Origin of the sequence: Salibaculum halophilum (assembly GCF_002094885.1) — a bacterium.
GTDB lineage: Bacteria > Pseudomonadota > Alphaproteobacteria > Rhodobacterales > Rhodobacteraceae > Salibaculum > Salibaculum halophilum.
On record NZ_MSIT01000026.1, the window covers coordinates 1 to 23,268 of the forward strand.

The 23,268-nt window shown below is 68.6% G+C and carries 21 protein-coding genes and 1 tRNA gene; 9 read left to right on the forward strand and 13 right to left on the reverse strand.

Going from position 1 to position 23,268, the window contains the following annotated elements:
* Positions 1-64: 64 nt before the first annotated feature.
* Positions 65-138 (reverse strand) — tRNA-Cys (locus tag BU124_RS12520).
* A 130-nt stretch (positions 139-268) separates the two neighbouring features.
* Between BU124_RS12520 and BU124_RS12525 the strand changes: the two genes are divergently transcribed.
* From BU124_RS12525 to BU124_RS12535, 3 genes are all read left to right on the forward strand, one after another.
* Complete coding sequence (locus tag BU124_RS12525) at positions 269-922, forward strand: protein-L-isoaspartate O-methyltransferase family protein (RefSeq protein ID WP_084863922.1); 654 nt, start codon at positions 269-271, stop codon at positions 920-922.
* A 46-nt stretch (positions 923-968) separates the two neighbouring features.
* Positions 969-2,327, forward strand: coding sequence for a TolC family outer membrane protein (locus BU124_RS12530; protein WP_084863923.1), 1,359 nt, complete (start codon positions 969-971; stop codon positions 2,325-2,327).
* 76 nt (positions 2,328-2,403) lie between these two features.
* Positions 2,404-3,417 carry a hypothetical protein gene (locus BU124_RS12535; protein ID WP_084863924.1) on the forward strand — a complete coding sequence of 338 codons (1,014 nt, stop codon included), beginning with the start codon at positions 2,404-2,406 and terminating at the stop codon, positions 3,415-3,417.
* A gap of 316 nt (positions 3,418-3,733) precedes the next feature.
* Here BU124_RS12535 and BU124_RS12540 read toward each other — a convergent pair whose 3' ends face one another.
* Positions 3,734-4,066: a DUF6280 family protein gene (locus tag BU124_RS12540; protein ID WP_084863925.1), complete on the reverse strand. Its 333-nt coding sequence runs from the start codon at positions 4,064-4,066 to the stop codon at positions 3,734-3,736.
* A gap of 217 nt (positions 4,067-4,283) precedes the next feature.
* On the opposite strand from BU124_RS12540, the gene efp reads away from it, so the two are divergent.
* Entirely contained in the window at positions 4,284-4,847 is a 564-nt protein-coding gene (efp, locus tag BU124_RS12545) for an elongation factor P (RefSeq protein ID WP_084863926.1), read from the forward strand.
* A 53-nt stretch (positions 4,848-4,900) separates the two neighbouring features.
* Here the strand turns inward: efp and BU124_RS12550 are convergent, their stop codons facing one another.
* Genes BU124_RS12550 through BU124_RS12565 form a run of 4 tightly spaced genes read right to left on the reverse strand, consistent with a single transcriptional unit; the run spans position 4,901 to position 8,972 of the window.
* Positions 4,901-5,704, reverse strand: a complete 804-nt coding sequence (locus BU124_RS12550; protein ID WP_084863927.1) for a fructosamine kinase family protein — start codon at positions 5,702-5,704, stop codon at positions 4,901-4,903.
* Complete coding sequence (ygfZ, locus tag BU124_RS12555) at positions 5,692-6,426, reverse strand: CAF17-like 4Fe-4S cluster assembly/insertion protein YgfZ (protein WP_084863928.1); 735 nt, start codon at positions 6,424-6,426, stop codon at positions 5,692-5,694. Before ygfZ ends, BU124_RS12550 begins: the two co-directional genes overlap by 13 nt.
* 9 nt (positions 6,427-6,435) lie before the next feature.
* The gene (locus BU124_RS12560) at positions 6,436-8,289 is read right to left on the reverse strand and encodes an ABC transporter ATP-binding protein (RefSeq protein WP_084863929.1); all 1,854 of its coding nucleotides are present in this window, start codon (positions 8,287-8,289) and stop codon (positions 6,436-6,438) included.
* Complete coding sequence (locus tag BU124_RS12565; protein ID WP_084863930.1) at positions 8,286-8,972, reverse strand: tyrosine-protein phosphatase; 687 nt, start codon at positions 8,970-8,972, stop codon at positions 8,286-8,288. Before BU124_RS12565 ends, BU124_RS12560 begins: the two co-directional genes overlap by 4 nt.
* Positions 8,973-9,122: 150 nt before the next feature.
* Here BU124_RS12565 and BU124_RS12570 point away from each other — a divergent pair, with 150 nt between their 5' ends.
* Positions 9,123-10,313 (forward strand): pyridoxal-phosphate-dependent aminotransferase family protein, encoded by a 1,191-nt coding sequence (locus tag BU124_RS12570; RefSeq protein ID WP_084863931.1) that lies wholly within the window; start codon positions 9,123-9,125, stop codon positions 10,311-10,313.
* On the opposite strand, the gene BU124_RS14845 is transcribed toward BU124_RS12570, so the two are convergent.
* The 3 genes from BU124_RS14845 to BU124_RS12580 all read right to left on the reverse strand — a co-directional run bounded on the left by BU124_RS14845 (position 10,310) and on the right by BU124_RS12580 (position 14,791).
* A complete protein-coding gene (locus tag BU124_RS14845; protein WP_179141919.1) occupies positions 10,310-10,486 on the reverse strand; it encodes a hypothetical protein in 177 nt (58 codons plus the stop codon). The two genes, BU124_RS12570 and BU124_RS14845, sit on opposite strands and share 4 nt — an antisense overlap.
* Positions 10,487-10,542: 56 nt before the next feature.
* A complete protein-coding gene (locus BU124_RS12575; RefSeq protein WP_084863932.1) occupies positions 10,543-11,655 on the reverse strand; it encodes a pyridoxal phosphate-dependent aminotransferase in 1,113 nt (370 codons plus the stop codon).
* Positions 11,656-11,740: 85 nt separating this feature from the next.
* The gene (locus tag BU124_RS12580) at positions 11,741-14,791 is read right to left on the reverse strand and encodes a valine--tRNA ligase (RefSeq protein WP_084863933.1); all 3,051 of its coding nucleotides are present in this window, start codon (positions 14,789-14,791) and stop codon (positions 11,741-11,743) included.
* 131 nt (positions 14,792-14,922) lie between these two features.
* Here BU124_RS12580 and BU124_RS12585 point away from each other — a divergent pair, with 131 nt between their 5' ends.
* The gene (locus BU124_RS12585) at positions 14,923-17,223 is read left to right on the forward strand and encodes a xanthine dehydrogenase family protein molybdopterin-binding subunit (protein ID WP_084863934.1); all 2,301 of its coding nucleotides are present in this window, start codon (positions 14,923-14,925) and stop codon (positions 17,221-17,223) included.
* A complete protein-coding gene (locus tag BU124_RS12590; RefSeq protein ID WP_084863935.1) occupies positions 17,210-18,268 on the forward strand; it encodes a DUF2235 domain-containing protein in 1,059 nt (352 codons plus the stop codon). Before BU124_RS12585 ends, BU124_RS12590 begins: the two co-directional genes overlap by 14 nt.
* Here BU124_RS12590 and BU124_RS12595 read toward each other — a convergent pair.
* Positions 18,265-18,708: a hypothetical protein gene (locus BU124_RS12595; protein WP_084863936.1), complete on the reverse strand. Its 444-nt coding sequence runs from the start codon at positions 18,706-18,708 to the stop codon at positions 18,265-18,267. The genes BU124_RS12590 and BU124_RS12595 overlap by 4 nt on opposite strands.
* A 171-nt stretch (positions 18,709-18,879) precedes the next feature.
* Positions 18,880-19,743: a methylenetetrahydrofolate reductase [NAD(P)H] gene (metF, locus tag BU124_RS12600; RefSeq protein ID WP_084863937.1), complete on the reverse strand. Its 864-nt coding sequence runs from the start codon at positions 19,741-19,743 to the stop codon at positions 18,880-18,882.
* 84 nt (positions 19,744-19,827) lie between these two features.
* Here metF and BU124_RS12605 point away from each other — a divergent pair, with 84 nt between their 5' ends.
* Together BU124_RS12605 and BU124_RS12610 are read left to right on the forward strand one after the other, a co-directional pair.
* Complete coding sequence (locus tag BU124_RS12605) at positions 19,828-20,736, forward strand: LysR family transcriptional regulator (RefSeq protein WP_084863938.1); 909 nt, start codon at positions 19,828-19,830, stop codon at positions 20,734-20,736.
* An 88-nt stretch (positions 20,737-20,824) separates the two neighbouring features.
* Positions 20,825-21,610: an inositol monophosphatase family protein gene (locus tag BU124_RS12610; RefSeq protein ID WP_084863939.1), complete on the forward strand. Its 786-nt coding sequence runs from the start codon at positions 20,825-20,827 to the stop codon at positions 21,608-21,610.
* 1 nt (position 21,611) lies between these two features.
* Here BU124_RS12610 and BU124_RS12615 read toward each other — a convergent pair whose 3' ends face one another.
* Positions 21,612-22,373, reverse strand: coding sequence for a rhomboid family intramembrane serine protease (locus BU124_RS12615; protein WP_084863940.1), 762 nt, complete (start codon positions 22,371-22,373; stop codon positions 21,612-21,614).
* 35 nt (positions 22,374-22,408) lie between these two features.
* Positions 22,409-23,266, reverse strand: coding sequence for a helix-turn-helix domain-containing protein (locus BU124_RS12620; protein ID WP_084863941.1), 858 nt, complete (start codon positions 23,264-23,266; stop codon positions 22,409-22,411).
* Positions 23,267-23,268: the final 2 nt, after the last annotated feature.

Consider the following 23,268-nt stretch of genomic DNA (forward strand, 5'->3'; position numbering starts at 1 on the left):
GCGTGTGTCCCACTTTGTGTTACACCCGACCGTCCAGCCGCTAGCCCTATGATTTAAAATGAAATGGAGGCGAGTACCGGAATCGAACCGGTGTAGACGGATTTGCAATCCGCTGCGTCACCACTCCGCCAACTCGCCGCCAGTGGTTCGTATCGATGCAAGCGAGATATACCAGCACCAGAGGGCGTGCAAGGGTGATCAGGCGTTGCCCGGACCCGGGCAATGTGGCAAGACACCGATGAACACTCTGAACGAAAGAGTTTAGCTCGTGGCCGACTTCGAAACGCTCCGTACCGTGATGGTGGATACGCAGGTCCGCCCGTCGGATGTCACCAAGTTTCCCATCATAGATGCGATGCTCTCTGTCCCGCGCGAGGATTTCGTGCCCGACGACAGGCGCGAGGCCGCCTATGTGGACGACAACCTCGACCTCGGCGGGGGCCGGGTCATCCTCGAGCCGCGGACCATGGGCAAGATGCTCGACGCGCTCGATATCCAGGGGTCCGAGGTCGTGATGGACCTCGGTTGTGGGCTGGGCTACTCGACCGCGCTGCTGGCGCGGCTGGCCGAGTTCGTTGTTGCCGTCGAGGATGACGAGGCCCGCGTGACCGAGGCGCAGGCCAACCTCTCGGCCCATGACGTGGACAACGCCGCCGTGGTGCACGGGACCCTCGCCGCCGGTGCGCCCAAGCAGGGGCCCTATGACGTGATCGTTCTGGAAGGCGCGGCCGACCAGGTGCCCGACACGCTGGTCGATCAACTCAAGGATGGCGGCCGCATGGCGGTGCTGTTCAGCGAGGGCGCGCTCGGCGTCATGCGGATCGGCCACAAGCTGGACGGCGCGATGACCTGGCGGATGGCCTTCAACGCCGGCGCGCCGGTTGTACCGGGGTTCGAGCGCCGCCCTGCCTTTACCTTGTAACTCGGCCCGTCCGGCTGCGCCGGGGCCAATTCGGGAGACGCGCCAGATGTTTCTTCGCCGACTGGCCACGACAGCGGGCCTCGTGCTGGCTCTTGCCACCCCCGCGACCGCGGAGTCCCTCGCCGACGCCCTGGCCGACAGTTACCGCAATTCCGGCCTGCTGGACCAGAACCGCGCCCTGCTGCGCGCCGCGGACGAAGATGTCGCCCAGTCGCTGGCCGCGCTGCGGCCGGTCGTGCAGTGGTCGGCGAATTACAGTTGGCGCGAGTCCGATCTCTCTCCGCCGGGCACCGAGCCAACCTCCGCCAATTTCGAGCTCTCCGCCAGCCTGTTGCTCTACGATGGCGGGGCGAGCAAGCACCGGACAGAGGCCGCCAAGGCCCTCGTGCTGGAAACCCGCCAGGACCTGCGCGGCATCGAACAGGACGTCCTGCTGCGCGCGGCCACCGCCTACATGAACGTGCGCCGCAACACCGAGTTCGTCGCCCTGCGCAAGAGCAACATGAGCCTCATCGAGCAAGAGCTGCGCGCCGCGCGCGACCGGTTCGAGGTGGGCGAGGTGACGCGCACCGACGTGGCGCTGGCTGAGGCCCGCCTGGCCGCCACCCGCAGCGAACTGGCCGCCGCCGAAGGGTCGCTCGCGCAGTCGGTCGAGGAGTTTCGCGCCGCCGTGGGCCGGGCGCCGGGTAACCTCGACGTGGTCGCGCCGGCACCGCTCGACCGGGGGCAGGAGGCGGCCCGCGGCTTCGCTCTTGGCAATCACCCTTCGATCAAGGCGGCGCAGCAGGCCGTGACAGCGGCCGAACTGACCCTCCGCGCGGCCAAGGCGGGGTTGAGCCCTTCGGTCAACCTGCGCGGGTCGGCGTCTGTCGATGACGATGGCAACGCCACCGAAAGCCTCGGGGTCACCTTCGGCGGGCCGATCTACTCGGGCGGGCAGTTGGAAAGCGCGATCCGGCAAGCCACCGCGCGGCGCGACGCGGCCCGCGCCGGGCTGCACCTGTCGGGCCAGTCCGTGGCGCAATCGGTGGGCAATGCCTTTGCACAACTGCGCGTGGCGCGCGCCAGCAGCGAGGCGTCGAGGCTGCAGATCCGCGCCGCACGCACCGCCTTCGAAGGGGTGCGCGAAGAGGCGACACTGGGCGCGCGCACCACGCTCGACGTGCTCAACGCCGAGCAGGAACTGCTCGATGCCCGGGCCAACGGGATTTCGGCGCAGGCCGACGAGGTCATCGCCAGCTACGAGGTGCTGGCGTCGATGGGGCTGATGACCGCCGACCACCTCGGGCTGGCGGTTCAGACCTATGACCCGGCAGCCTATTACAACATGGTCAAGGACGCCCCGGCGACCCTGTCGCCACAGGGCCGCGCCCTTGACCGGGTGCTGGAGTCCATCGGCGACTAGCTCAAATCACCGGTATCTGTTGTCGCCCGGTCCGGTTGCGCGTAGACTCGACCTCGAGGCAAAAGCAGAGTGATCTATGTCGGATCCCGTATCAAACGTCGAAATCGAGGACGTCCTGTCCTCAATCCGAAAACTCGTGAGCGAAGGCGAGCAGGCCCGCGGCCGCGACCCCGAGCCGGCAGAGGGATCCGAGGTGGACCCGGACGACGAACTCGGCGGGCAGGGTCCGGACGCGGATCATCCGGCCGAGGATGAGCGGCCCGGAAAACTGGTTCTGACCCCGGCGCAACTGGTGGCACATGGTGACGGGGCGTCGGCGGCCGCGTCGGAGCGTGGCGATGAGGAGCCGCCCCGGACGGCCGATCCCGAGACGCCCGAGACCACGGACAATGCCGTCGTGCCGCACCTTCTGGATAGGCCAATTGGCAATTTCCTGCGGCAGGCCGAGGATGAGTTCGCCGCGCCGAACACCGAAGAGCGCCAGCCGGACCCGCCGGATGCCCCCTCGGCCCGAGACCGGGACGCGGCCGTGGCTGACGCGGCCTCCGAGAGCGCGCCGGATAACCCGGAGCCGGACGACGAGGCCCCCGACACCCCGGGCCGCGACACGACGACGGCCGAAGACCGCCGGTCGGCGCTCGAGGCGACGATTGCCGAGCTCGAGGCCTCGGTCGACGGTCACGGGTTCGAGCCGGACGGGTCCGAGGCCAGCGATACAACGGCGACCTTCGACTGGCCCGGCCGCCGGTCCGGCATCGATTTCGGGGCTGAAGCGGCATGGACGGTCGATGAGGCGCCCGAAAAGACATCGCACTCGGCGGCGTCCCTCGCCGAAGACGACCCCTCCAACGAGGACACCACCGCAGAAGAGCTGGCCAAGGGCACCGGGCCGGACGCCGCCGATGACCGGGTCTACGACGAGGACCTGTCCGGTCTGGATGGGCTGGATGATGCGGCCCTGCGCACGCTGGTCGCCGAGATCGTGCGCGAGGAACTACAGGGCGCCCTCGGCGAACGCATCACCCGCAATGTCCGCAAGCTGGTGCGCCGCGAAATCTATCGCATCCTGTCCAGCCAGGATTTCGAGTAGCCCGCGCCGCGGAACAGCGGGAACCGGCATCGCTCTACGGGATGTGCCGTCTGAACTGCACAGTGCGGATCACTTGAACGATCAAGGCGGCAAGTCCTCGCACTCTTTCGTACGCTGTCTTCGTTGCCGCAGCCCCGATGGCTCTCGCCCGGGCAAACGTCGTGGCGCTGTGTCGTGCTGGTTTCGCGCCAAGGCGAGGCAGGCCGCCACGACACGCGACGGCCTCGCCTGCCAAAGACCGGTGCCCCGAAACGAACTGCACGGCGTCACGACGTGCGCCTGTGATCAGAGTGTCAAGACGATCGGACCACGGCGGTCAGGCCGCGCGAGCGGCCTCTTCGAGGGCCTCGGCAGCGTGGCGGCGCTCGCTCTCCTCGCGCGACAGGGCGACAGAGGTGCGCACGCCGTTGGACACGAAATTCATCAGGCCGGTGACGACGCGCTCGGTGGGGTCGATCCCCGCGCAGGACAGCACCTCGCGCCCGTCGCGCGAGCGCGCCCAGCGGGCGATCTGGTCCGGCCCGTTCCCGTACTTCTTGTCATCGGCGATGGCGTCATCCAGCGCAGCCAGGACCACCGCCGCAAAAAGCTTGCGGGCGCGGTTGCCTTGCTCGTTGTTGAACGCGGTGCCGTCGACGAGATCTCGCATATCGGGTCCTTCGGTTTGTCTTGTAATTGGCGTGAAGGGCAATATGCCTGTTCACGGACGATTCGGGTGGGCTGTTTTGGAATGTCAGGTATGCGCTTGGCGCATATCTGGGCAGGGTCCGAAACAGTATCTGTCGGGTTGCCCCGCTATCGCGCTCAAGATATAGGATCGAGGCGCGCGCGATCAACCTTTCGACACAGTCTGGACAGAATTCGACATGCCCAAGATCAACGGTAACGAGATCCGGCCCGGCAATGTTCTCGAACACGCCGGCGGCCTCTGGGTCGCGGTGAAGGTCGACCACGTCAAGCCCGGCAAGGGCGGGGCCTTCGCGCAGGTCGAGATGAAAAACCTGCGCAACAATTCCAAGCTGAACGAACGCTTCCGCTCGGCCGACAAGATCGAGCGCGTGCGGCTGGAACAGCGTGACCAGCAGTTCCTGTATGAAAGCGACGGCATGCTGGTGTTCATGGACACCGAGACCTTCGACCAGATCGAACTACCCGCTGACCTTCTGGGAGAACGCCGCCCGTTCCTCAGGGACGGGATGACCGTCGAAATCGAATATTACGAGACCGAGGCGCTCAACGTCACGCTGCCGCAGAAAGTCACCTGCACCGTCGTCGAGACCGAACCGGTGGTGAAGGGCCAGACGGCGGCCAACAGCTTCAAGCCTGCGGTGCTGGACAACGGCGTGCGGGTCATGGTGCCGCCCTTCGTCGGTCAGGACGAGGACATCGTCGTCAATACCGAGAGCATGGACTACGCCGAACGCGCCTGACCGGGCGCGGGGCCGCTGCGTCGACGCAGCGGCGCGATCCGTCCACGGATCGCCTAAGCCCCCAGCCGCGCCAGCCGGTCCTCGACCATGCCCGTGTAGCCCGGCCCGAAGAGACGCAGGTGCACCAGCGCCGGCCAAAGCTGATAGACCGCGCGGCGGGTCGCCCAATCCCCCTGCGGCCAGCCGTAGGCCGCGTAGAACGCCTCAGGTGGGGTGGCGAACAGCTCCAGCATGGCGAGGTCCACCTCGGCGTCACCGTGATAGCAGGCCGGGTCGATCAGATAGGCCGCCCCGTCGGTGAAAAGCGCGTTGCCGGACCAGAGGTCGCCGTGCAGCAGCGCCGCCGGCGGTGCGGCTGGGATCAGCTCGGGCAGGCGCCGGGCCAGCCCCTCCAACCGGTGGACAAGCCCCGCGGGCAGGGCCGCGCGTCCGGCCAGAAGGCGGTTTTCGGCCCAGAACGCCACCCAGTCCCCGCGGCGCGCGTTGGGGATGGCGACATCGCCGAAGGCATAGTCGACAGGCCAGCCGTAGTCCGACGCGGTCGTCGCGTGCAGCCGGGCCAGCCCGGCCCCTAGCGCGTGCCATGCCGCGCCGCTCGGGCGAGTCTCGGGCAGGTGTTCCAGCACCAGCAGCGTCTTTTCGGCGGCGAGGACACGCGGCACCGGCGCGCCCGCCGCGGCCATGGCCTCGAGCATGCGCGCCTCGCGGATCACCAGCGGCCCGTCCTTGGCCACTACGTCGCGCCCGTCGGCCAGGCGCACGGTCCAGACCTGCGACAGGTCGCCCCCGTGCAAACGGCGCATCCCCGTCGGCGCGGCCCCGAACAGCCGCGCCAGCCCGGCGCTTACGGGGTCCATGTCACGGTGGCGTCGCCGGCCTGCATCGGCCCCTTGGCCCGGTCGAAGCGCAGGTAGGCCAGCGCCTTGTCGCCCGACTGGGTGAAAAGCGTGCCCGCCGGTTTCTCGCCCGCCGTGATCGGGGTGCCGACCGGCGCGGCGCCTTCGATCTGCACCTGCGTCAGCCCCTTGCGCAGTTCCGTCTTGTGTTTCATCCGCGCCGTGACTTCCTGCCCGACGTAGCAGCCCTTGCGGAAATCCACGCCGGAAAGCCGGTCCAGGCCGACCTCCAGCGGAAAGCTGTCCGTCGACATCTCTATGCCCAGTTCGGGGATGACATGCGCGACGCGCAGCGCGTCCCAGTCCACGTCCTCGGACAGGTCCGTCTCGCCGATCAGGCGCCAGCCCATGGCGGGATGGCGCGGGTCGGGCAGGGCGCCCTCGGGCGCAGGCCCCACCCCGCGTGAGACCACCAGGCCCGTCTCGGCGATCTCGACCTTCGATCGCAGCTTGTACATCGACAGCCGCTGGAACAGCGCCGCCGCGTGGTCGGCGGCCACGTCCAGAAGGATGGCGTCACCGTCCTGCTGGAGGAAGAAATCCACGATCAGCTTGCCCTGCGGCGTGAGAAGCGCGGTGTAGACCAGCCCCTCGGACAAACTGTCGATATCGTTGGTGACGAGGCCCTGCAGGAAGCCGGCCCTGTCATCCCCGGTGATGCGTAGAACGGTGCGCTGTGTCATGCCCTCAACCTAGGACGGATCTGTGCCGCCGAAAAGCCGTGCCACGACCCCGCGGGCGGCGCGCACCGGGGCGGTGGCGGCGGGCCTGCGCTTGCGCTTGGCGGCGGCGGTATCCACCACCTGCCGGCCGTCCTCGAATTGTAGCCGGTAGAGATCGGCATAGAGCCCGCCGCGCGCGAGCAGCGCGTCGTGCGGGCCGTCGTCCACCACGCGGCCCTTGTCCATCACCAGGATCCTGTCGGCATTGCGCACGGTCGAAAGGCGATGCGCGATCACCAGCGTGGTGCGCCCCTCGGCCAGCCGGTCCAGCGCGGCCTGGACCACCGCCTCGGACTTGGTGTCCAGCGCCGAGGTCGCCTCGTCCAGAAGAAGGATCGGCGTGTCGCGCAGCAAGGCGCGGGCGATGGCCACGCGCTGGCGCTGCCCGCCCGAAAGGTTCGACCCGCGCGGGCCGACGGGCGTGTCCAGCCCGTCGCGCAGCTGCGGCAGGAAGTCCGAGACATGCGCCGCGTCCAGAACCTTTTGCAGATGTTCCGGGTCCACGTCGGTGCGGCCCAGCAGGATGTTGTCGCGCAGGCTCTCGTCGAAGAGTGCGGCGTCTTGCGCCACCGTCGAGACGAGCCCGCGCAGCCGGTCGATATCGATGTCGGCGACCGGGGTGCCATCCAGCGTGGCCCGGCCCGCGCCGGGATCGACAAGCCGGGTGAGCACGTTGAAAACCGTGCTCTTGCCTGCGCCCGAGGCCCCCACGAGCGCGGTGGTCCGCCCCGCCTGCGCGGTGAAGCTGGCGCCACGCAGCACCGGCAGATCGCCATAGGCCAGGTGCACGTCCTCGAAGCAAATCTCGGGCGCTTCCGGCGGCGGCGGCGCCGGCGCGGCGGGCGAAACCAGTGTCGGGCGGATGTCGAAGAGCTCGCGGATACGCTCGACCGCCGCTGCCGCGGCCTGCCACAGCCCCGACAGGTTGCCCAGCCGCCGCAGCGGGTCGAAGGCGAGCGCCATGGCGGTGAAGAAAGCCATGAAATCGCCCACGGTCTTGTCGCCCTCGACGATGTCCGACCCGGCGAAGAACAGCACGCAGAAAAAGCCGATCCCGGTCATGATGTCGATCAGCCCCGGGATCAGCGCCTGGCCCAGCGCGGCCTGGGTTTCCGTGGCCACGCGATCATCGTTTAGCTGCTCGTAGCGGCCCTGTTGATAGCGTTCCAGGCTGTTGAGCTTGATCGGCATCATGCCGTGGAAGACCTCGTCGAGCCGGGTCGACATCGCGGCCGAGACCTCGCGCGCGGTGCGGGCCTTGCCGCGCACGTAGCGCTGCACGGCGAGCGAGGGTGCCACTAGCAGCGGAATGCCCACCAGGGCCACCAGCGTCCATTTCCAGTCGATGAAAAGCGCCACGCCAAATAGCCAGAACACCGAGATCACGTCACGCCCCAGCCCGGTGATGATACCCGTCCAGACCCGTCCGAGGGCCTGCACGTCGCCCTGGACCCGTTCGATCAGGGTGCCCGGCGAATAGGCCTGATGAAAGCCCATGTCGAGGGTCATCAGGTGGGCCATGAGATCGGTGCGCATACGCGCCGCGCTGACTTCGGCGATCCGCTTGAGCAGCACCCGGTGGGTCACCGAGGTCACGGCGCGGAGGAAAAACACCCCCATGATGATCAGCCCGACCACCCAGAGCGCGGCCATGTCGCCACCGATGAAGACATTGTCGAACATCGGCTTGGTCATGTAGCTCATGACGCCGAGGGTGGCGCCCTCGATCATCATGACGACCAACGCGATCACGATGATGGGCAGGTGTTCGCGCAGGTAGGTCTGCCAGAGCCAGCGGCCCATGGATTGACGGCGCGGGCTCATGCCCGGCTCCGGCGGGCGGCGAAATTGGCCGTGGTCGTGTCGGGATCGTAGTGCTGGGCCACCCAGTCGCGGAACCCGATCTCGCCCAACGCGCGCCGGGCGGCGTAGTCCGCGATCACCTGGTCCAGCACGCCTGTGGCCGTGGCGCGCAGGTGCAGGTAGCGCCAGGACAGCATGCGCCGGGCGCCCGCGATGTCGGCCCCGTCCCGCGTCAGAAGAACGATGGCGCTGGCCAGGCCGGCCCGGTCGGCGCCGGACTTGCAATGGATCAGCAGCGGTCGGTCAAGCGATGCCAGCAGGTCGATCAGCTCGAGCAGGGCAGCGCGCGGCGGCGCCCGGCGCGCGTTCAGGCGCAGGTCGGCAAGGGTCATTCCCAGCGCCTCGCAGGTCTCGCGCTCGAACAGGTAGGGCGAATGCGCGGTCGCCCCGCGCAGGTTCAGCACGGTTCGGATACCGCGCCGGGCCATGCGGCGCAGGCGCCTCGGGTCGGGCTGGTTGGAGCGATACACATCCGGCGCGACCCGGTCGAAGTTCGTCCAGAGGTGGCGCAGGATGCCGTGGTCGAGAAACTGGTAGTGCAACCAGGCGCCGCGCCGTGCCGCGGGCGTCGAGATGTCCCGCCCCAGCCGGTTGTGCAGGTCCCGCTCCCAGCGGTGAATTCTATGGAACAGTCCCGAGACCATGGGCGCGCTGGGCCTTTCGATGCCACTCGTCCGCGCCGTTTACGCGGAATCGGGGCGGGCGAAAAGGGGCGGCAGCGCGCGGCCCGGATTGACGCCGGTTCGGCGCGGCGTAGTGTGCTGGGAAGACAACCTGAGGACCGGGGAATCGAGATGTTCGCGAACGGCCTGCCCTACCTGGCGATCCCCGGCCCCTCGGTCATGCCGGACCGGGTGCTGCGAGCCATGCAGCGCCCCGCGCCCAACATCTACACCGGCGCGCTGCACGAGATGACGCATTCGCTGATCCCTGATCTGCGGGCCGTGGCGGGCACGTCCGGGCATGCGGCGATCTACATCGCCAACGGCCATGGCACCTGGGAAGCGGCGCTCGCCAATGTCGTTGCCGAGGGCGACCGGGTGCTGGTGCTGGCCACAGGCGTTTTCTGCAAGGGCTGGGGCGAAATGGCCAAGGGCCTCGGCGTCGCCGTCGACCTGCTCGATTTCGGTGACAGTGCCGCGGTGGACCCGGCCCGGATCGAGGATGCCCTACGCGCAGACGGCGCGGGTCGGATCAGGGCGGTGCTGATGGTGCTGGTCGATACCTCGACCGGGGTGCTGAACGATGTCGGCGCGGTGCGCGCGGCCATGGATGCAGCCGGGCACGACGCGCTGTTGATGGTGGATGCCATCGCCTCGCTGGGCTGCGACCGCTACGAGATGGACGCCAGCGGCGCGGATGTGACCATCGCGGCCAGTCAGAAGGGGCTGATGACGCCGCCGGGGTTGGGCTTTGTCTGGTTCAACGACAGGGCGGACGCGCAGCGCGGTTCGCTGGCCCGCGTCAGCCGCTACTGGGATTGGCGCCCGCGGGTCGACCCGGACGAATACTGGAAGTATTTCGACGGTACGGCGCCCACACATCACCTCTTTGCGCTGCGCGAGGCACTCGACATGATCGACGAGGAGGGCCTGCCGGCGATCTGGGCCCGGCACGACGGGCTGGCCCGGGCGATATGGGCGGCCTGCGACGTTTGGGGTGAAGGCGGGCCGCTGCGGCTGAACGTGCCCGATCCTGCGGCGCGGTCGCGGGCCATCACCTCGATCGGGCTGGAGCCGGGGCAGGGCGATGCCCTGCGCGGCTGGGTCGAACGGACGGCCGGCGTCACGCTGGGTATCGGGCTGGGCCGCGATCCCGCCAGCGCCTTCGTCCGCATCGGCCACATGGGCCATGTCAACGCGCACATGGTCCTGGGCGTGCTGGCCAGTATCGAGGCGGGGCTGGCGGCCCTCGACATCCCGCACGGGCCGGGCGGCACGGCAGCGGCCAGCGCTGTGCTGGCCGATCTGGCGCGGCCGGTCTAGCGGCGGCGCGTCCCCAGGGCCCGCAGGCCAAGCTCGATCCCGGTGGCGCTGATCACCACCCAGAAGAAGCCCGCGACCGAGGCAATCGTCCAGAAGACCATGAACAGCAGCACGCCGACCATCCACAGGAAGGGCGTCGTGTAATTCTCGACCCGGCGGGGGTAGTGATACATGGCAGCCTCCGGCAACAGCTTCCCGGCAAACTTAACGCGGATTCAGCGCGACTCACCTAACGCTTTCGTGCATCCGCCAGCGCGCCCGGCAGGGCCTCGGCCAGCAGGTCGAGGTCCTGCGGTCGGCCGGCGCTGATGCGGATGCACCTGTCCTGCGGGGCGACGAAGGGCATGCGCACGAAGATGTCGCGCGCCAGCAAGCCGTCGAGCACCGTTTTGGCAAAGCCCCCGTCGCCGCCGCAGTCCACGGCCACGAAACTGGCCGCCGAGGTCAGCGCGGTCAGGCCGTTGTCGGCGGCGATGGCCCCGATGCGGTCGCGCGCGCGGGCCACCTCGGTGCGCACATGGTCCAGCCAGTCGCCGTCCTGCGCGGTGGCCAGCGCGCCCGCCTGGCTGATGCGCCCGATGCCGAAGTGATCGCGCACCAGGTTGAAGGCCCCGATCAGCGCGGTATCGCCGATGGCATAGCCCACCCGCGCGCCGGCCAGCCCGTGCGCCTTGGAAAAGGTGCGCAGGCGGATGACGCGGGGGTCGTCGGGGTCGATCCCGGGGGCGGTGCCGTCGGGGGCAAAGTCGATATAGGCCTCGTCCAGTACCAGCAGGCTGCCGTCGGGGACGGCCGCGACCATGCGCGCGATGGTGGCTGCGTCGTGCCGGGTGCCCATGGGATTGTCGGGGTTGGACAGGTAGATCAGCCGCGCACCCACCTGCGCCGCTTTGGCGATCAGGCGCTCGGGGTCCTCGTGATCGGCAGTGTAGGGCACCTTGTGCAGCACCCCGCCGTGGCCGGTGACGTGGTAGTTGAACGTGGGATAGGCGCCGTCCGAGGTCACGACCGGCGCGCCCAGCGGCACGGTCAGCCGCACCAATGCGCCCAGCAGCCCGTCGATCCCGGCGCCGATGACGATGTTGTCCATCGCCACGCCGTGGTGCGCGGCCAGATGGTGGCGCAGGTCGAAACTGGCCGAGTCGCCGTATTTCCAGACTTCCGCCGCGGCCTCCTGCATGGCCGCCACGGCCTGCGGTGATGGGCCGAAGACGCTTTCGTTGGCGCCCAACCGGGCGCGGAAGGGGCGGCCGCGGTCGCGTTCGTGCGCCTCGGGGCCGACGAAGGGCACGGTGCGCGGCAGGCCTTGGACGAGCGGGGTCAGGCGGGGATCATGGTCCATGGGTCAAAGTGACAAGTCGTGGCGGGTTTGAAAAGGGCCGGGGGCGGGGCGTGAGTTCATTGGCGAGGATGACGCAGCAACACGGTCAGCCCATGTCCTCCAGCCGGGTCATGGCGGCCTTTAGCTGGGACATTTCCTCCTGCCGCAGGGCCAGGGTCTCGCGCGTCTCCTCGACAACCTCTTCGGGGGCGCTTGCCACGAAGTTGGGGTTGTCCAGACGCCCCGACAGCCCGGCAATTTCCTTGTCCAGCTTGCCCATGACCTTGGCGATGCGCGCCTTCTCGGCCTCGACGTCGATGATGTCGGCCAGCGGCAGGGCGAACTGCGCGCCCTGCGCCGTCACCGACAGCGCGCCCCGTGGCGCCTCGCTCGCCTCTTGCAGCGTTGCGATCCGGGCCATGCGCTTGATCAGGGCCTCATTGTTGGCCAGCGCGGTGCGGGCGGCGGCGTCGGCCTCAAGTTGCAGCACGGGGATGTAAAGCCCCACCGGCACGTTCATCTGCGCCCGGGCCGAGCGGACGCCCTCGATGAAGGCGATGACCCAGCGCATCTCGCGTTCGGCCGCGTCGTCCACCAGTTCTGGGCCGTAGGTGGGCCAGTCGGCATGGACCAGCATCTTGTCGCGGGTGCCGAGCGTGCCCCAGAGCTCCTCGGTGATGAAGGGCATGATCGGGTGCAGCAGGATCAGGCACTGGTCCATGACCCAGGCCATGGTTGCGCGCGTCTCGGCCTGCTCGGCCGCGCCGCCGTCCAGCAGCAGCGGCTTGGAGAACTCGACATACCAGTCGCAGACCACGTTCCAGACGAAGTGATAAAGCGCCGAGGCGGCATCGTTGAAGCGATAGGCCGCCAGGGCCGCGTCCACCTCGGCGCGCACGCGGGCGGTTTCGCCGATGATCCAGCGGTTCACCGTGGCCGTGGGTTGCGGCAGGCTGCCGTCCGACCCGGTGGCGCCGTTCATCTCGGCAAAGCGGCAGGCGTTCCAGAGCTTGGTGCCGAAGTTGCGGTAGCCCTTGATGCGGTCTTCCGAGAGTTTCAGCACCCCGCCGATGGCCGCCATGGCCGCGTTGGCAAAGCGCAGGGAATCCGCGCCGTAATCCTCGATCACCGCGATGGGGTCGATGACATTGCCGGTGGTCTTGGACATCTTCTTGCCCTTCGCGTCGCGCACCAGCCCGTGCAGGTAGACGGTATGGAACGGGTCCTGCCCGACCACGGCGTTCTGCATCATCATCATCCGCGCGACCCAGAAGAACAGGATGTCCTGCCCGGTGATCAGCACGTCGGTGGGGAAATACTTGGCGTACTCCTCGGTGGGTTCGGGCCAGCCCAGCGTGCCGATAGGCCAGAGGCCCGAGGAGAACCAGGTGTCGAGCACGTCGGGGTCGCGCCAGACCGGGTAGACCAGCTTGGTCAGGTCCTGCGTGACGTTGTACTCGGCCAGCGCGGCGGCGAAGGTGTGCATCGCCTCCTGCTTGTCGGCAACCTCGATCACGCGGGCATGGCTGATCGGGTTCGGGACGTCGATGTTGTCGTTCTCGAACAGCGGGATGACTTCGTCGAAGCTGAAGGCGCAGTGGCTGACCTCCTGCCGGTGCAGCATGCCGCCCTCGGTCAGAAGGTCCAGCAGGCGCACTTCGTCCAGCGCGCCACTGGCATTCAGGTCGTCATCGACACCGAGGTTCAGCCCGTACCACACCGGGATCTGGTGCCCCCACCAGAGCTGGCGCGAGATGCACCAAGGCTCGATATTTTCCAGCCAGTGGAAATAGGTTTTCTTGCCGCTTTCGGGCATGATCTCGGTGCGGCCTTCGCGGACGGCCTCCAGCGCGGGGCCGACGACCTTTTCGGCATCAACGAACCACTGGTCGGTCAGCATCGGCTCGATCACCACCTTTGAGCGGTCGCCGAAGGGCTGCATGATTTTCTTGTCCTCGACCGCGATCATCAGGCCCTCGGCGTCGATGTCCGCGACCACGCGGGTGCGGGCCTCGAACCGGTCGAGCCCGCGATAGGCCTCGGGGACGAGGTTGATCGCGTCGACCTGCGCCATGGTGAACTCCGCGCCGCGGGCAAGGTCCTGCGCGCGCCCGGCCTCCTCGGCGTAGGGGGCGCCATCGGCGCGCATGTGCCCGCTGGTGTCCATCAGGCGATACATCGGGATGCTGCCGCGCTTGGCGACCTCGTAGTCGTTGAAGTCATGCGCGCCGGTGATCTTGACCGCGCCCGACCCGAAGGCGGGGTCGGGGTAGCTGTCGGTGATGATCGGGATCAGGCGGCGGTGCTCTTTCGGGCCGACCGGGATCTCGCAAAGCTTGCCGACGATGGGGGCATAGCGCGCGTCGTCGGGATGCACGGCAACCGCGCCGTCGCCCAGCATCGTCTCGGGCCGTGTCGTGGCGATCGAGATATAGTCGCGCTCTTCCTCCAGCACCACGGTGCCGTCTTCGTCCTTCTCGACGTAGGTGTAGGTCTCGCCCCCGGCGAGCGGGTACTTGAAGTGCCACATGTGGCCGTCGACCTCGATGTTCTCGACCTCGAGGTCGGAAATCGCGGTCTCGAAATGCGGGTCCCAGTTGACCAGCCGCTTGCCGCGGTAGATCAGCCCCTTGCGGTGCATGTCCACGAAGACCTTGATGACGGCGTCGTGGAAATTGCCCGCGTTGCCTTCCGGGGCGCCCGGCGCACCGGACATGGTGAAGGCATTGCGCGACCAGTCGCAGGAGGCACCAAGCCGCTTGAGCTGGTCGATGATCTGGCCGCCGTACTGGTCCTTCCATTCCCAGACCTTGGCGAGGAAGTCCTCGCGGCTCAGGTCGGTGCGGCGCAGGCCTTCCTCGGTCTTGAGCTTCTTTTCCACCTGCAACTGCGTGGCGATGCCGGCATGGTCCTGCCCCGGCTGCCACAGCGTGTCGTAGCCGCGCATCCGGTGCCAGCGGATCAGGATGTCCTGCAGGGTGTTGTTGAAGGCATGGCCCAGGTGTAGCGCGCCGGTCACGTTGGGCGGCGGGATCATGATGGAAAAGGTCTCGTCGCGCGTGGCGTTGGCGCCCGCCTTGAACGCGCCGCTGTCTTCCCAGGCCTTGTAGATGCGCGGTTCCGCCGCGGCGGCGTCGAAGGTCTTTTCCATGGGCATGATCTGTCTTTCCTGGCTGTCGCAACCCCCCTGTAACCCGCCCCGGGCGCGGCGAAAAGAGGCCCCGGCCCCCGGGCTGGACATGGCCCCGCGAACCGCTAGGGTCGCGGCGACAGACAGGAGAGGCCAGCATGGAAAAATTCGGCAAATCCCAGCCGGTGAAACGGGTCGAGGATCAGCGCTTCCTGACCGGGCACGGCCGCTACGTCGACGACATCGCGCCCGCCGGGGCGTTGCGGGCGGTTTTCCTGCGCGCCCCGGTGGCGCATGCCCGCATCACCGAGCTGGACGTGAGCGCGGCGCGCGCGGCCCCCGGCGTGCAGCTGGTGCTGACGCTCGCCGACCTCGCGGCAGAGGGCGTGCAGGTGAACATGAAAAGCACCGTGGTGCGCAACGCCGACGGCAGCCGCGGCACGCGCCCCGACAGGCCCCTGCTGGCGGGCGACCGGGTGCGCTACGTGGGCGAGGCCATCGCCATGGTGGTGGCCGAGACGCTGCCGCAGGCCCGCGATGCCGCCGAGATGATCGCGCTCGACTTCGAGGATCAGGACCCGCATGTCGCGCTGGCCCCCGGCGGGCCGCAATTGCATGACGGTATTGACGACAACATCGCCTTCGACTGGGCGCTGGGCGACGCCGCGGCGGTGGACAGCGCCATCGCGGGGGCGGCGCATGTCCTGACCTACGAGATCAGCGACAACCGCGTCATCGTCAATTCGATGGAGCCACGCGGAGCCTACGCAGAGCCCGAGGGCAACGGCCGCCTGCACATCGCCGTCAACGGGCAGGGGGTCTGGGGGCCGAAAGCCAGCGCCGCGCGCCACCTTGGCCTGCCGCCCGAGGATATCCGCGTGACCAATCCCGACACCGGCGGCGGCTTCGGGATGAAGGGCATGGACCACCCCGAAACCTTCGTCGTGGCGCAGGCGGCGCGGATGCTCAACCGCCCCGTGCGCTGGATGGCCGAACGCACCGAGTCGATGTTGTCCGACAACGCCGGGCGCGACCTGGCGACCACCGCCACGCTGGCTTTTGACGCCGATCATCGGCTGATCGGCTACCGGCTGGAGACGCTCGCGAATCTGGGGGCTTACAACTCGCAGTTCGCCCAGCCGATCCAGACCGACCTGTTTTCCAAGGTGGCGCCGGGGGTCTACGACCTGCAGGCGATCCACCTGCGCTGCCGCGGCATCTATACCAACACCGCGCCGGTCGATGCCTATCGCGGCGCCGGCCGGCCCGAGGCGATCTATGTTCTCGAACGCGCGATGGACTACGCCGCGCGTGATCTGGGCGTCGATCCTTGGGACCTGCACCGGCGCAATTTCATCCCGGCCGAGAAGTTCCCTTACACATCCGCGACCGGACAGGCCTATGATACGGGTGATTTCCACCGCGTTCTTGACCTTTTGGAACATAATGCAGATCGCGCCGGGTTCGCCGCCCGCCGCGCCGAGTCGCAGGCGCGCGGCAAGCTGCGCGGGCTGGGGCTGTGCTACTACATCGAGAGCATCCTGGGCGATCCCGAGGAAACCGCCCGGGTCGATTTCAATGCCGACGGCACCGCCGCGATCTTCGTGGGCACGCAATCGAACGGGCAGGGACACGAGACCGTCTTCGCGCAGTTCCTGGCCGACCAGACCGGCATCCCGGCCGACCGGATCACCGTGGTCCAGGGCGACAGCGACCTGATCGCGCAGGGTGGCGGCACGGGGGGATCGCGCTCGGTCACGGTGCAGAACACCGCCACGCTGGGCGCGGTCGCGGCCATCACCGAGGCCTTTGCCGCCTTCCTGGCCGAGCGCGAGGGCGTTGCCGCCGCCGACATCACCTTCGACGACGAGCGGTTTCGCATCCCCGGCTCCAACCTGACGCCGACCATGCTGGAGGTGGCCGAGATGGCCCGCGCCGAGGGGCGCGGCGACCTGCTGAGCCATTCGCGCACCACCCGGCTGGAGAACCGGTCCTTTCCCAACGGCGCCCATGCCGCCGAGGTCGAGGTCGACCCGGACACCGGCAAAGTGACGCTGGACCGCTACACGGTGGTTGACGATTTCGGCAATCTCATCAACCCCATGCTTGTCGAAGGTCAGGTGCACGGCGGGGTGGTTCAGGGCGTCGGCCAGGCCCTGACGGAACACGCCCACTACGACGCCGACGGCCAGCTCATCACGGCAACGTTCATGGACTACGCCATGCCGCGTGCCGATGATGTGCCAATGTTCGGGTTTGCCACGCAATCGACGCCCTCGCGCTACAACCCGATGGGCATGAAGGGCTGCGGCGAGGCCGGAACGGTCGGGTCGATGGCGGCCACCGCCAACGCGGTGCGCGATGCGCTGGCCGCGCGCGGGGTGGCCCGGGCCGACATGCCCTTTACCCCGCACCGGGTCTGGGAGCTTCTGCACGAGGCCGGGCATGGGGGTTCGTGACCGCCTTCTGTCGCTTTTCGGCCGCGGCCCCCGGGCCGAGGCCGGGGCGCACCGTCGCCGTGGCCCCGCAACCCATGTCATCATCATCGACGGAACCATGTCCTCGCTCGCCGAGGGCTGCGAGAGCCACGCCGGCCAGCTTTACAAGCTGATCCTCGAGGCCGGACGCCGCGCCAACCTGACGGTATATTACGAGGCGGGCATCCAGTGGCGCGACTGGTCGCGCACGATGGACGTGATGATGGGCCGGGGTATCAACCGCCAGATCCAGCGGGCCTACGGTGTGCTGGCCTCGCGCTACCGGCCCGGCGACACCATCATCCTGGCCGGGTTCTCGCGCGGGGCCTACGCCGTGCGCTCGTTGGCGGGCATTGTCGACATGGTGGGGCTGGTGCGCGCCGACTGCGCGACCGAGCGCATGATTCGCCAGGCCTATCGTCACTACCGCGCCGGGGCGCGCGGCCCGGTGGCCGAGGCCTTCTGCCGCGACTACTGCCAGCAGGCGGTCGCGATCGAGGCCGTCGCGGTCTGGGACACGGTCAAGGCGCTGGGCCTGCGGCTGCCGCTGTTGTGGCAGGTCACTGAGCCGAAGCACCGGTTTCACAATCACACGCTGGGGCCCTGCATTCGGCACGGCTTTCACGCGCTGGCGCATGACGAAACGCGCGAGGCCTATGCGCCTGTCCTCTGGGCCTGTCCGCCCGAGCGTACGGCGCGGGTCGAACAGGTCTGGTTCCGCGGCACCCATGGCGACGTGGGCGGCCAGCTGAGCGGGTTCCACGCCGCACGGCCGCTGTCGAACATCTCGCTGGTCTGGATGCTGGAGCGGCTGGAGGGCTGCGGCCTGCCCCTGCCCGAAAACTGGCGCGCCCGCTTTCCCTGCGACGCGGACGCCCCCTCGGTCGGGACGTGGCAGGGCTGGGCCAAGCTGTTCTGGCTGCGCAAACCCCGCGTTGTCGGGCGCGACCGGTCCGAGCGCCTGCACCCGACGCTGGCCGCGCGCCTGCCGGCCGAGGCCGAGGCGCTGGCCGCAGACCGCGCCTAGTGCAGGACGGGGCGGGCGGGGCAGCTCGGGTCCGGAGTGTCCCGCCCATGGGGCGCCCCGCCGTCACGCTGCAGGTGCAGTGCCGCCATCTGGGCGATGTCGGCGACGATCGGCGCGGCGTCGGCGCGGACCAGCAGGCAGGCGATCATCATCGCGTCCTCGCGCGCGCCCTCGGCGGCACTGCCGATCAACTGCGCAAGGCAGGCCTCGTCGGCCCCCAGGCACTGGCACCCGACATGGTGGCGCATCAGCGGGCGGCGCCCGAAATGCTGCAGCGCCTCCAGGATCTGGCCCAGGTAATAGACCCCGCGGGCCACCTCGGCCGGCGGCGTGCCCGTCCATTCGCGCAGGGCGACAACGGCGGCGGCCTCGTGGGGCGGCAGGTCGGCGAGGCGCCCGACGGGGGCGGCCCCGCGGCAGGGGGTTGTTGTGTCGGTCATGTCAGGCCTTGGTTCGAAACTGGGGAAAACCTGACAAAATTACTTTGTCTTGTCAATCCCGGGCGTGCTGTCGGTGCCGCGCGCATTTGTCCTGCCGCGCGCCGCAGACGAAAACTGCCCCGCGCTGGGGGCAGCGCGGGGCGGTGCAGGGCCGTGGCGGTCCGTCTCCGGTCAGGCGACGTTCTGCAGGCTCACGCCCGGGGTCAGGCCAAGCGCGTGGCAGACATCGCGCGTCAGGTCCGGCTTGTTGAGCGTGTAGAAATGCAGATGTTCGACCCCGCCCGACAACAGATCGTCGCACAGTTCCGTCGCCAGTGCCGTGGCCAGCAGGTCGGCCCCGCCATCGCGCTCGGCGGTCTCGAAGGCATCGGCGACCACCTGCGGGATCGAGGTGCCGCAGGCCTCGGCAAAGCGGCGCGTGCCGGCCCAGTTCTCGACCGGCAGGATGCCGGGAATGATCGGCGCGTCGATCCCCGCCTTCTCGCAGGCGTCGCGGAACCGGAAAAAGGTCTCGGCCTCGAAAAAGAACTGCGTGATCGCGGTATCGGCCCCCGCGTCGAGCTTGCGCTTGAGGTGCTCGATATCGGCCGAATGATCGGCCGCGTCGGGGTGTTTCTCGGGGTAGGCGCCCACGGTGACGTCAAAGCCGCGTCCGGCCAGTGCTTCCACGAGATCAACCGACCCGGAAAACCCGTCGGGCCGCGCCACGAACCGGCCCGCACCCTTGGGCGGGTCGCCACGCAGGGCGACGATGCGGTCCACGCCCGCCTTGCGATATTCCTCGGCGATGCCCAGCGTCTCGTCGCGGCTGGCCTCCACGCAGGTCAGATGCGCGGCCACGTCCAGCCCGGTCTGCGCGCCGATGGCCTGCACCGCCTCGTGAGTCAGTTTGCGTGTGGTGCCGCCGGCGCCGTAAGTCACCGACACGAAGTCGGGCGCCAGCGGAGCCAGCGCGGTCACGCAATCCCACAGGCGAAAGGATTGCGGCAGCGACTTGGGCGGGAAGAACTCGAAGGACAGGGCAGGGCGGGTCATGGGGCTCTCCGTTGATTTCGCGCTCTTGTCCCACAGCACCGCCTGTGAGACAAATTCATAACTTCGAACACGATCATGAGCGCCATGCATATTGAGTTCCGCCACCTGCGCAGCATCAAGGCCATCAATGACACCGGCGGGCTGGCCCGCGCGGCCGAGGTTCTGGGCCTGACCCAGTCGGCGCTGTCGCACCAGATAAAAGGCATCGAGGACCAGGCTGGCGTCGAGCTTTTCGTGCGCCGGTCCAAGCCGCTGCGGCTCTCGCCGGCGGGCAAGCGGATGCTGGCGGCGGCCGAGCGCATCCTGCCGCAGGTCGAGGCGCTGCAGGCCGAGTTCGCGGGGCTGGTGCAGGGCCGCGCGGGCCGGCTGCACATCGCCATCGAGTGCCACGCCTGTTTCGAGTGGCTGTTTCCGGTGCTGGAACAGTTCCGCCGGGCCTGGCCCGACGTCGACGTGGACATCCGCGCGGGGCTGGCCTTCGAGGCCATGCCGGCGCTCGCCCGCGAGGAGGTGGACCTCGTCATCACCTCCGACCCCGAGGACATGCGCGGGCTGACCTACCTGCCGCTGTTCGATTACGAGCCTGTCCTGGTCGCGCGGGACGGCCACCCGCTGGCCGACAGGCCCTTCGTCACGCCCGAGGATTTGCGCGGCGAGACGCTGATCACCTACCCGGTGGACCGGGCCAAGCTGGACGTCTTCTCGCAGTTCCTGACCCCGGCGGGGATCGAGCCGGCGGCGGTGCGCCAGGTCGAACTGACGGCGGTGATCCTGCTGCTGGTGGGCTCGGGGCGCGGGGTGACGGTGCTGCCAGACTGGGTGCTGCGCCAGAGCCGCTACGGCGCGGGCTACGTCACCCGGCCGCTGACCGAGAGCGGACTGACCCGGCGGCTGTTCGCGGCCGTCCGCGCGGCCGATTCCGACCTGCCCTACATGGCGCACCTGGCGCGGCTGGCCCGGCAGGAGGCCGGGCGCCTGCACCGCGACGCCTAGGCCCTTGTTCCCCCCGGACCGAGCGCCTATACGCGCGTCTTGATCCCCCGCCCGGATGCACCGCCCCGGGTTTTGCAAGGAGTGCCCGATGACCGGCAGCGCGAACCTCAACGTCATGACCAGCACCGCGCGCCGCGTGGGCCGCGCCCTGCTCAAGGACTTCGGCGAGGTCGAGAACCTGCAGGTCTCGACCAAGGGACCTGCCGATTTCGTCAGCCGCGCCGACCGCAACGCCGAAGAGATGATCCGCAAGGCGCTGATGGAGGCCCGCCCGACCTACGGGTTTCTGGGCGAGGAAGGCGAGGAGATCGCTGGCCAGGACCCCACCCGGCGCTGGATCGTCGACCCGCTGGACGGGACCACGAACTTCCTGCACGGGATGCCGCACTGGGCGATTTCGATCGCGCTGGAACACAAGGGCCGGATTGTCGCCGGGGTCGTCCATGACCCGTTCAAGGACGAATGCTTTTTTGCCGAAAAGGGCGAGGGCGCATGGATGAACAACCGCCGTCTGCGCGTCTCGGGCCGCACGCGGATGATCGAGTGCTGCTTTGCCACCGGCCTGCCCTTCGCCGGGCGGTCCGACCTGCCCGCGACCCTGCAGGATCTGGGGCGGCTGCTGCCCGCCTGCGCCGGGGTGCGGCGCTGGGGGGCGGCGGCGCTGGACCTGGCCTATGTGGCCGCGGGCCGCTACGACGGGTTCTGGGAACGCCGTCTCAACGCCTGGGACATCGCCGCCGGGATTATCCTGGTGCAGGAGGCTGGCGGCATCATCGAGCCGCTGAACCCCGCGGGCGACATCATGGCCGATGGCGAGCTGGTCTGCGCCGCCGAGCCGATCTTCGACAAGTTCGCCAAGGTGATCCGGGGGTAGGTCATCCCCAAGGGCCGGAGCGCCGCCGCGAGACGCGCGGCACCGAGCTTGGCCGCACCTCGTGGCGCGTTTCGGGGTGCGGTGGGTGGCCGTCGGTGCGGGCCCAATAGGCCGCCCCGCCGCGCCGCAGCCACAGCGGCACGGTCAGCAGGAAACCGGCCACGAATCCGCCGACATGCGCCCAGTAGGCAACGCCCCCCTGCGAAATATCAGCGCTCACGCCGTTGAAGAACTGCAACCCGAACCACATCCCCAGCACCAGCCAGGCCGGGATCGGGATGATGCGGATGATGAAGATCAGGAAGATGAAGACATCCACCCGAGCCCGCGGAAACAGCAGCAGGTAGCCCCCCATGACCCCGGCGATCGCCCCCGAGGCGCCGACCATTGGCACGCGGCTGGTGGGGTCAGGCAGGTACTGCAGCCAGGCCGCCGCCAGCCCCGACAGCAGGTAGAACACGACGAAGCCGAGATGGCCAAACTCGTCTTCCATGTTGTCGCCGAAAACCCACAGGAACAGCATGTTGCCGCCCAGGTGCATCCACCCGCCGTGCAGGAACATGTGGGTGATCAACCCTGAATAACCCTCGCCCTCGGTGACAAGCAGCGGAAAGAAGGCATAATCGACGTAGAATTCCCACTGCTGGGCGCGGGTCTGGATCAGGCCCTGCTCGACCAGAAAGATTGCCACGTTCGCCGCGAGCAGCATGTATGTGACATAGGGCACCTTGTCCGAGGGGTTGTGGTCGCGGATGGGAAACATGGGCGCGCGGTCCGTCCTGAGGGGATGGCCGGAGTTTAGGTCGCCTTGCGCAGGTCGTCCAGAAAGGCGGGCAATTCGCGCGCGTCGACCAGCGCCTCGCGCACCAGTACGTCGAAATGCCGGGTCATGAACTGCACCCGGTCGGTATCACGGAAGGCCAGGTAATTCTGCCCGATATAAAGCACCGCCATGAGCGGCCCGAAGACCGTGAGCGGTGCCGCGAACAACTGCCGCGCGTCAAACAGATGCAGCCGCAGGGTCGGGTAGAACTGGTCGTGCAACTCGGCCAGCCGGTCCAGTTGCGCTCGGCGCAGCGGTGCCGACAGCCCCTCGTAATAGCCCGTCCCTTTGGCAAAGCTGGTCAGCTCGTAGAGCGGCACCGCGATCTCGTAGTCGGACCGGGCCTGCCGCATCCAGCTCAGCCGGTCCTGCGAGGCACCGAGGGCCTGTTCAGTGCTGCGCCCCAGCGAGGGTTCGTATTCCCATTTCAGCACCTCGGGCGTCTTGAACATGTCGGGCAGCCCGGCGGGAACATGGCGCACCTTGTAGCCCGCCGCCTGCTGGTGCCAGGCAAAGATCTGCTCGTCGACCAGCGCGCGCGGGGCCTTGGTGATCTCCATCGCGGCGGCGACGAGGTCGGCGGCGTTCTCGGGCCGGTCGGTCAGCCCCAGCAGCCAGTCGGCCGACACCCCCAAAGCCCCGGCGCATTCGGCCACCACCTGGGCATTGGGCAGGCGGGCGCTTTCGCCCGACAGCAATTGCGAAACGGTCGAGCGGTCGACCCCGATGCGGCGGGCCAGACCGGCCTGGGTCGCGCCGCGATCCGTCATCGCCTCGGCGAGGCGATTACGGAACAGGGCAGCGCGGGCACGCTTGTCCACGGTTTCCGACATGC

Excerpts from the sequence above, each read along its gene's own strand:
- BU124_RS12530 (WP_084863923.1), top strand. The coding sequence starts at position 969 with ATGTTTCTTCGCCGACTGGCCACGACAGCGGGCCTCGTGCTGGCTCTT.
- BU124_RS12535 (WP_084863924.1), top strand. The coding sequence starts at position 2,404 with ATGTCGGATCCCGTATCAAACGTCGAAATCGAGGACGTCCTGTCCTCA.
- BU124_RS12540 (WP_084863925.1), bottom strand. The coding sequence starts at position 4,066 with ATGCGAGATCTCGTCGACGGCACCGCGTTCAACAACGAGCAAGGCAAC.
- efp (WP_084863926.1), top strand. The coding sequence starts at position 4,284 with ATGCCCAAGATCAACGGTAACGAGATCCGGCCCGGCAATGTTCTCGAA.
- BU124_RS12550 (WP_084863927.1), bottom strand. The coding sequence starts at position 5,704 with ATGGACCCCGTAAGCGCCGGGCTGGCGCGGCTGTTCGGGGCCGCGCCG.
- ygfZ (WP_084863928.1), bottom strand. The coding sequence starts at position 6,426 with ATGACACAGCGCACCGTTCTACGCATCACCGGGGATGACAGGGCCGGC.
- BU124_RS12560 (WP_084863929.1), bottom strand. The coding sequence starts at position 8,289 with ATGAGCCCGCGCCGTCAATCCATGGGCCGCTGGCTCTGGCAGACCTAC.
- BU124_RS12565 (WP_084863930.1), bottom strand. The coding sequence starts at position 8,972 with ATGGTCTCGGGACTGTTCCATAGAATTCACCGCTGGGAGCGGGACCTG.
- BU124_RS12570 (WP_084863931.1), top strand. The coding sequence starts at position 9,123 with ATGTTCGCGAACGGCCTGCCCTACCTGGCGATCCCCGGCCCCTCGGTC.
- BU124_RS14845 (WP_179141919.1), bottom strand. The coding sequence starts at position 10,486 with ATGTATCACTACCCCCGCCGGGTCGAGAATTACACGACGCCCTTCCTG.
- BU124_RS12575 (WP_084863932.1), bottom strand. The coding sequence starts at position 11,655 with ATGGACCATGATCCCCGCCTGACCCCGCTCGTCCAAGGCCTGCCGCGC.
- BU124_RS12580 (WP_084863933.1), bottom strand. The coding sequence starts at position 14,791 with ATGCCCATGGAAAAGACCTTCGACGCCGCCGCGGCGGAACCGCGCATC.
- BU124_RS12585 (WP_084863934.1), top strand. The coding sequence starts at position 14,923 with ATGGAAAAATTCGGCAAATCCCAGCCGGTGAAACGGGTCGAGGATCAG.
- BU124_RS12590 (WP_084863935.1), top strand. The coding sequence starts at position 17,210 with ATGGGGGTTCGTGACCGCCTTCTGTCGCTTTTCGGCCGCGGCCCCCGG.
- BU124_RS12595 (WP_084863936.1), bottom strand. The coding sequence starts at position 18,708 with ATGACCGACACAACAACCCCCTGCCGCGGGGCCGCCCCCGTCGGGCGC.
- metF (WP_084863937.1), bottom strand. The coding sequence starts at position 19,743 with ATGACCCGCCCTGCCCTGTCCTTCGAGTTCTTCCCGCCCAAGTCGCTG.
- BU124_RS12605 (WP_084863938.1), top strand. The coding sequence starts at position 19,828 with ATGCATATTGAGTTCCGCCACCTGCGCAGCATCAAGGCCATCAATGAC.
- BU124_RS12610 (WP_084863939.1), top strand. The coding sequence starts at position 20,825 with ATGACCGGCAGCGCGAACCTCAACGTCATGACCAGCACCGCGCGCCGC.
- BU124_RS12615 (WP_084863940.1), bottom strand. The coding sequence starts at position 22,373 with ATGTTTCCCATCCGCGACCACAACCCCTCGGACAAGGTGCCCTATGTC.
- BU124_RS12620 (WP_084863941.1), bottom strand. The coding sequence starts at position 23,266 with ATGTCGGAAACCGTGGACAAGCGTGCCCGCGCTGCCCTGTTCCGTAAT.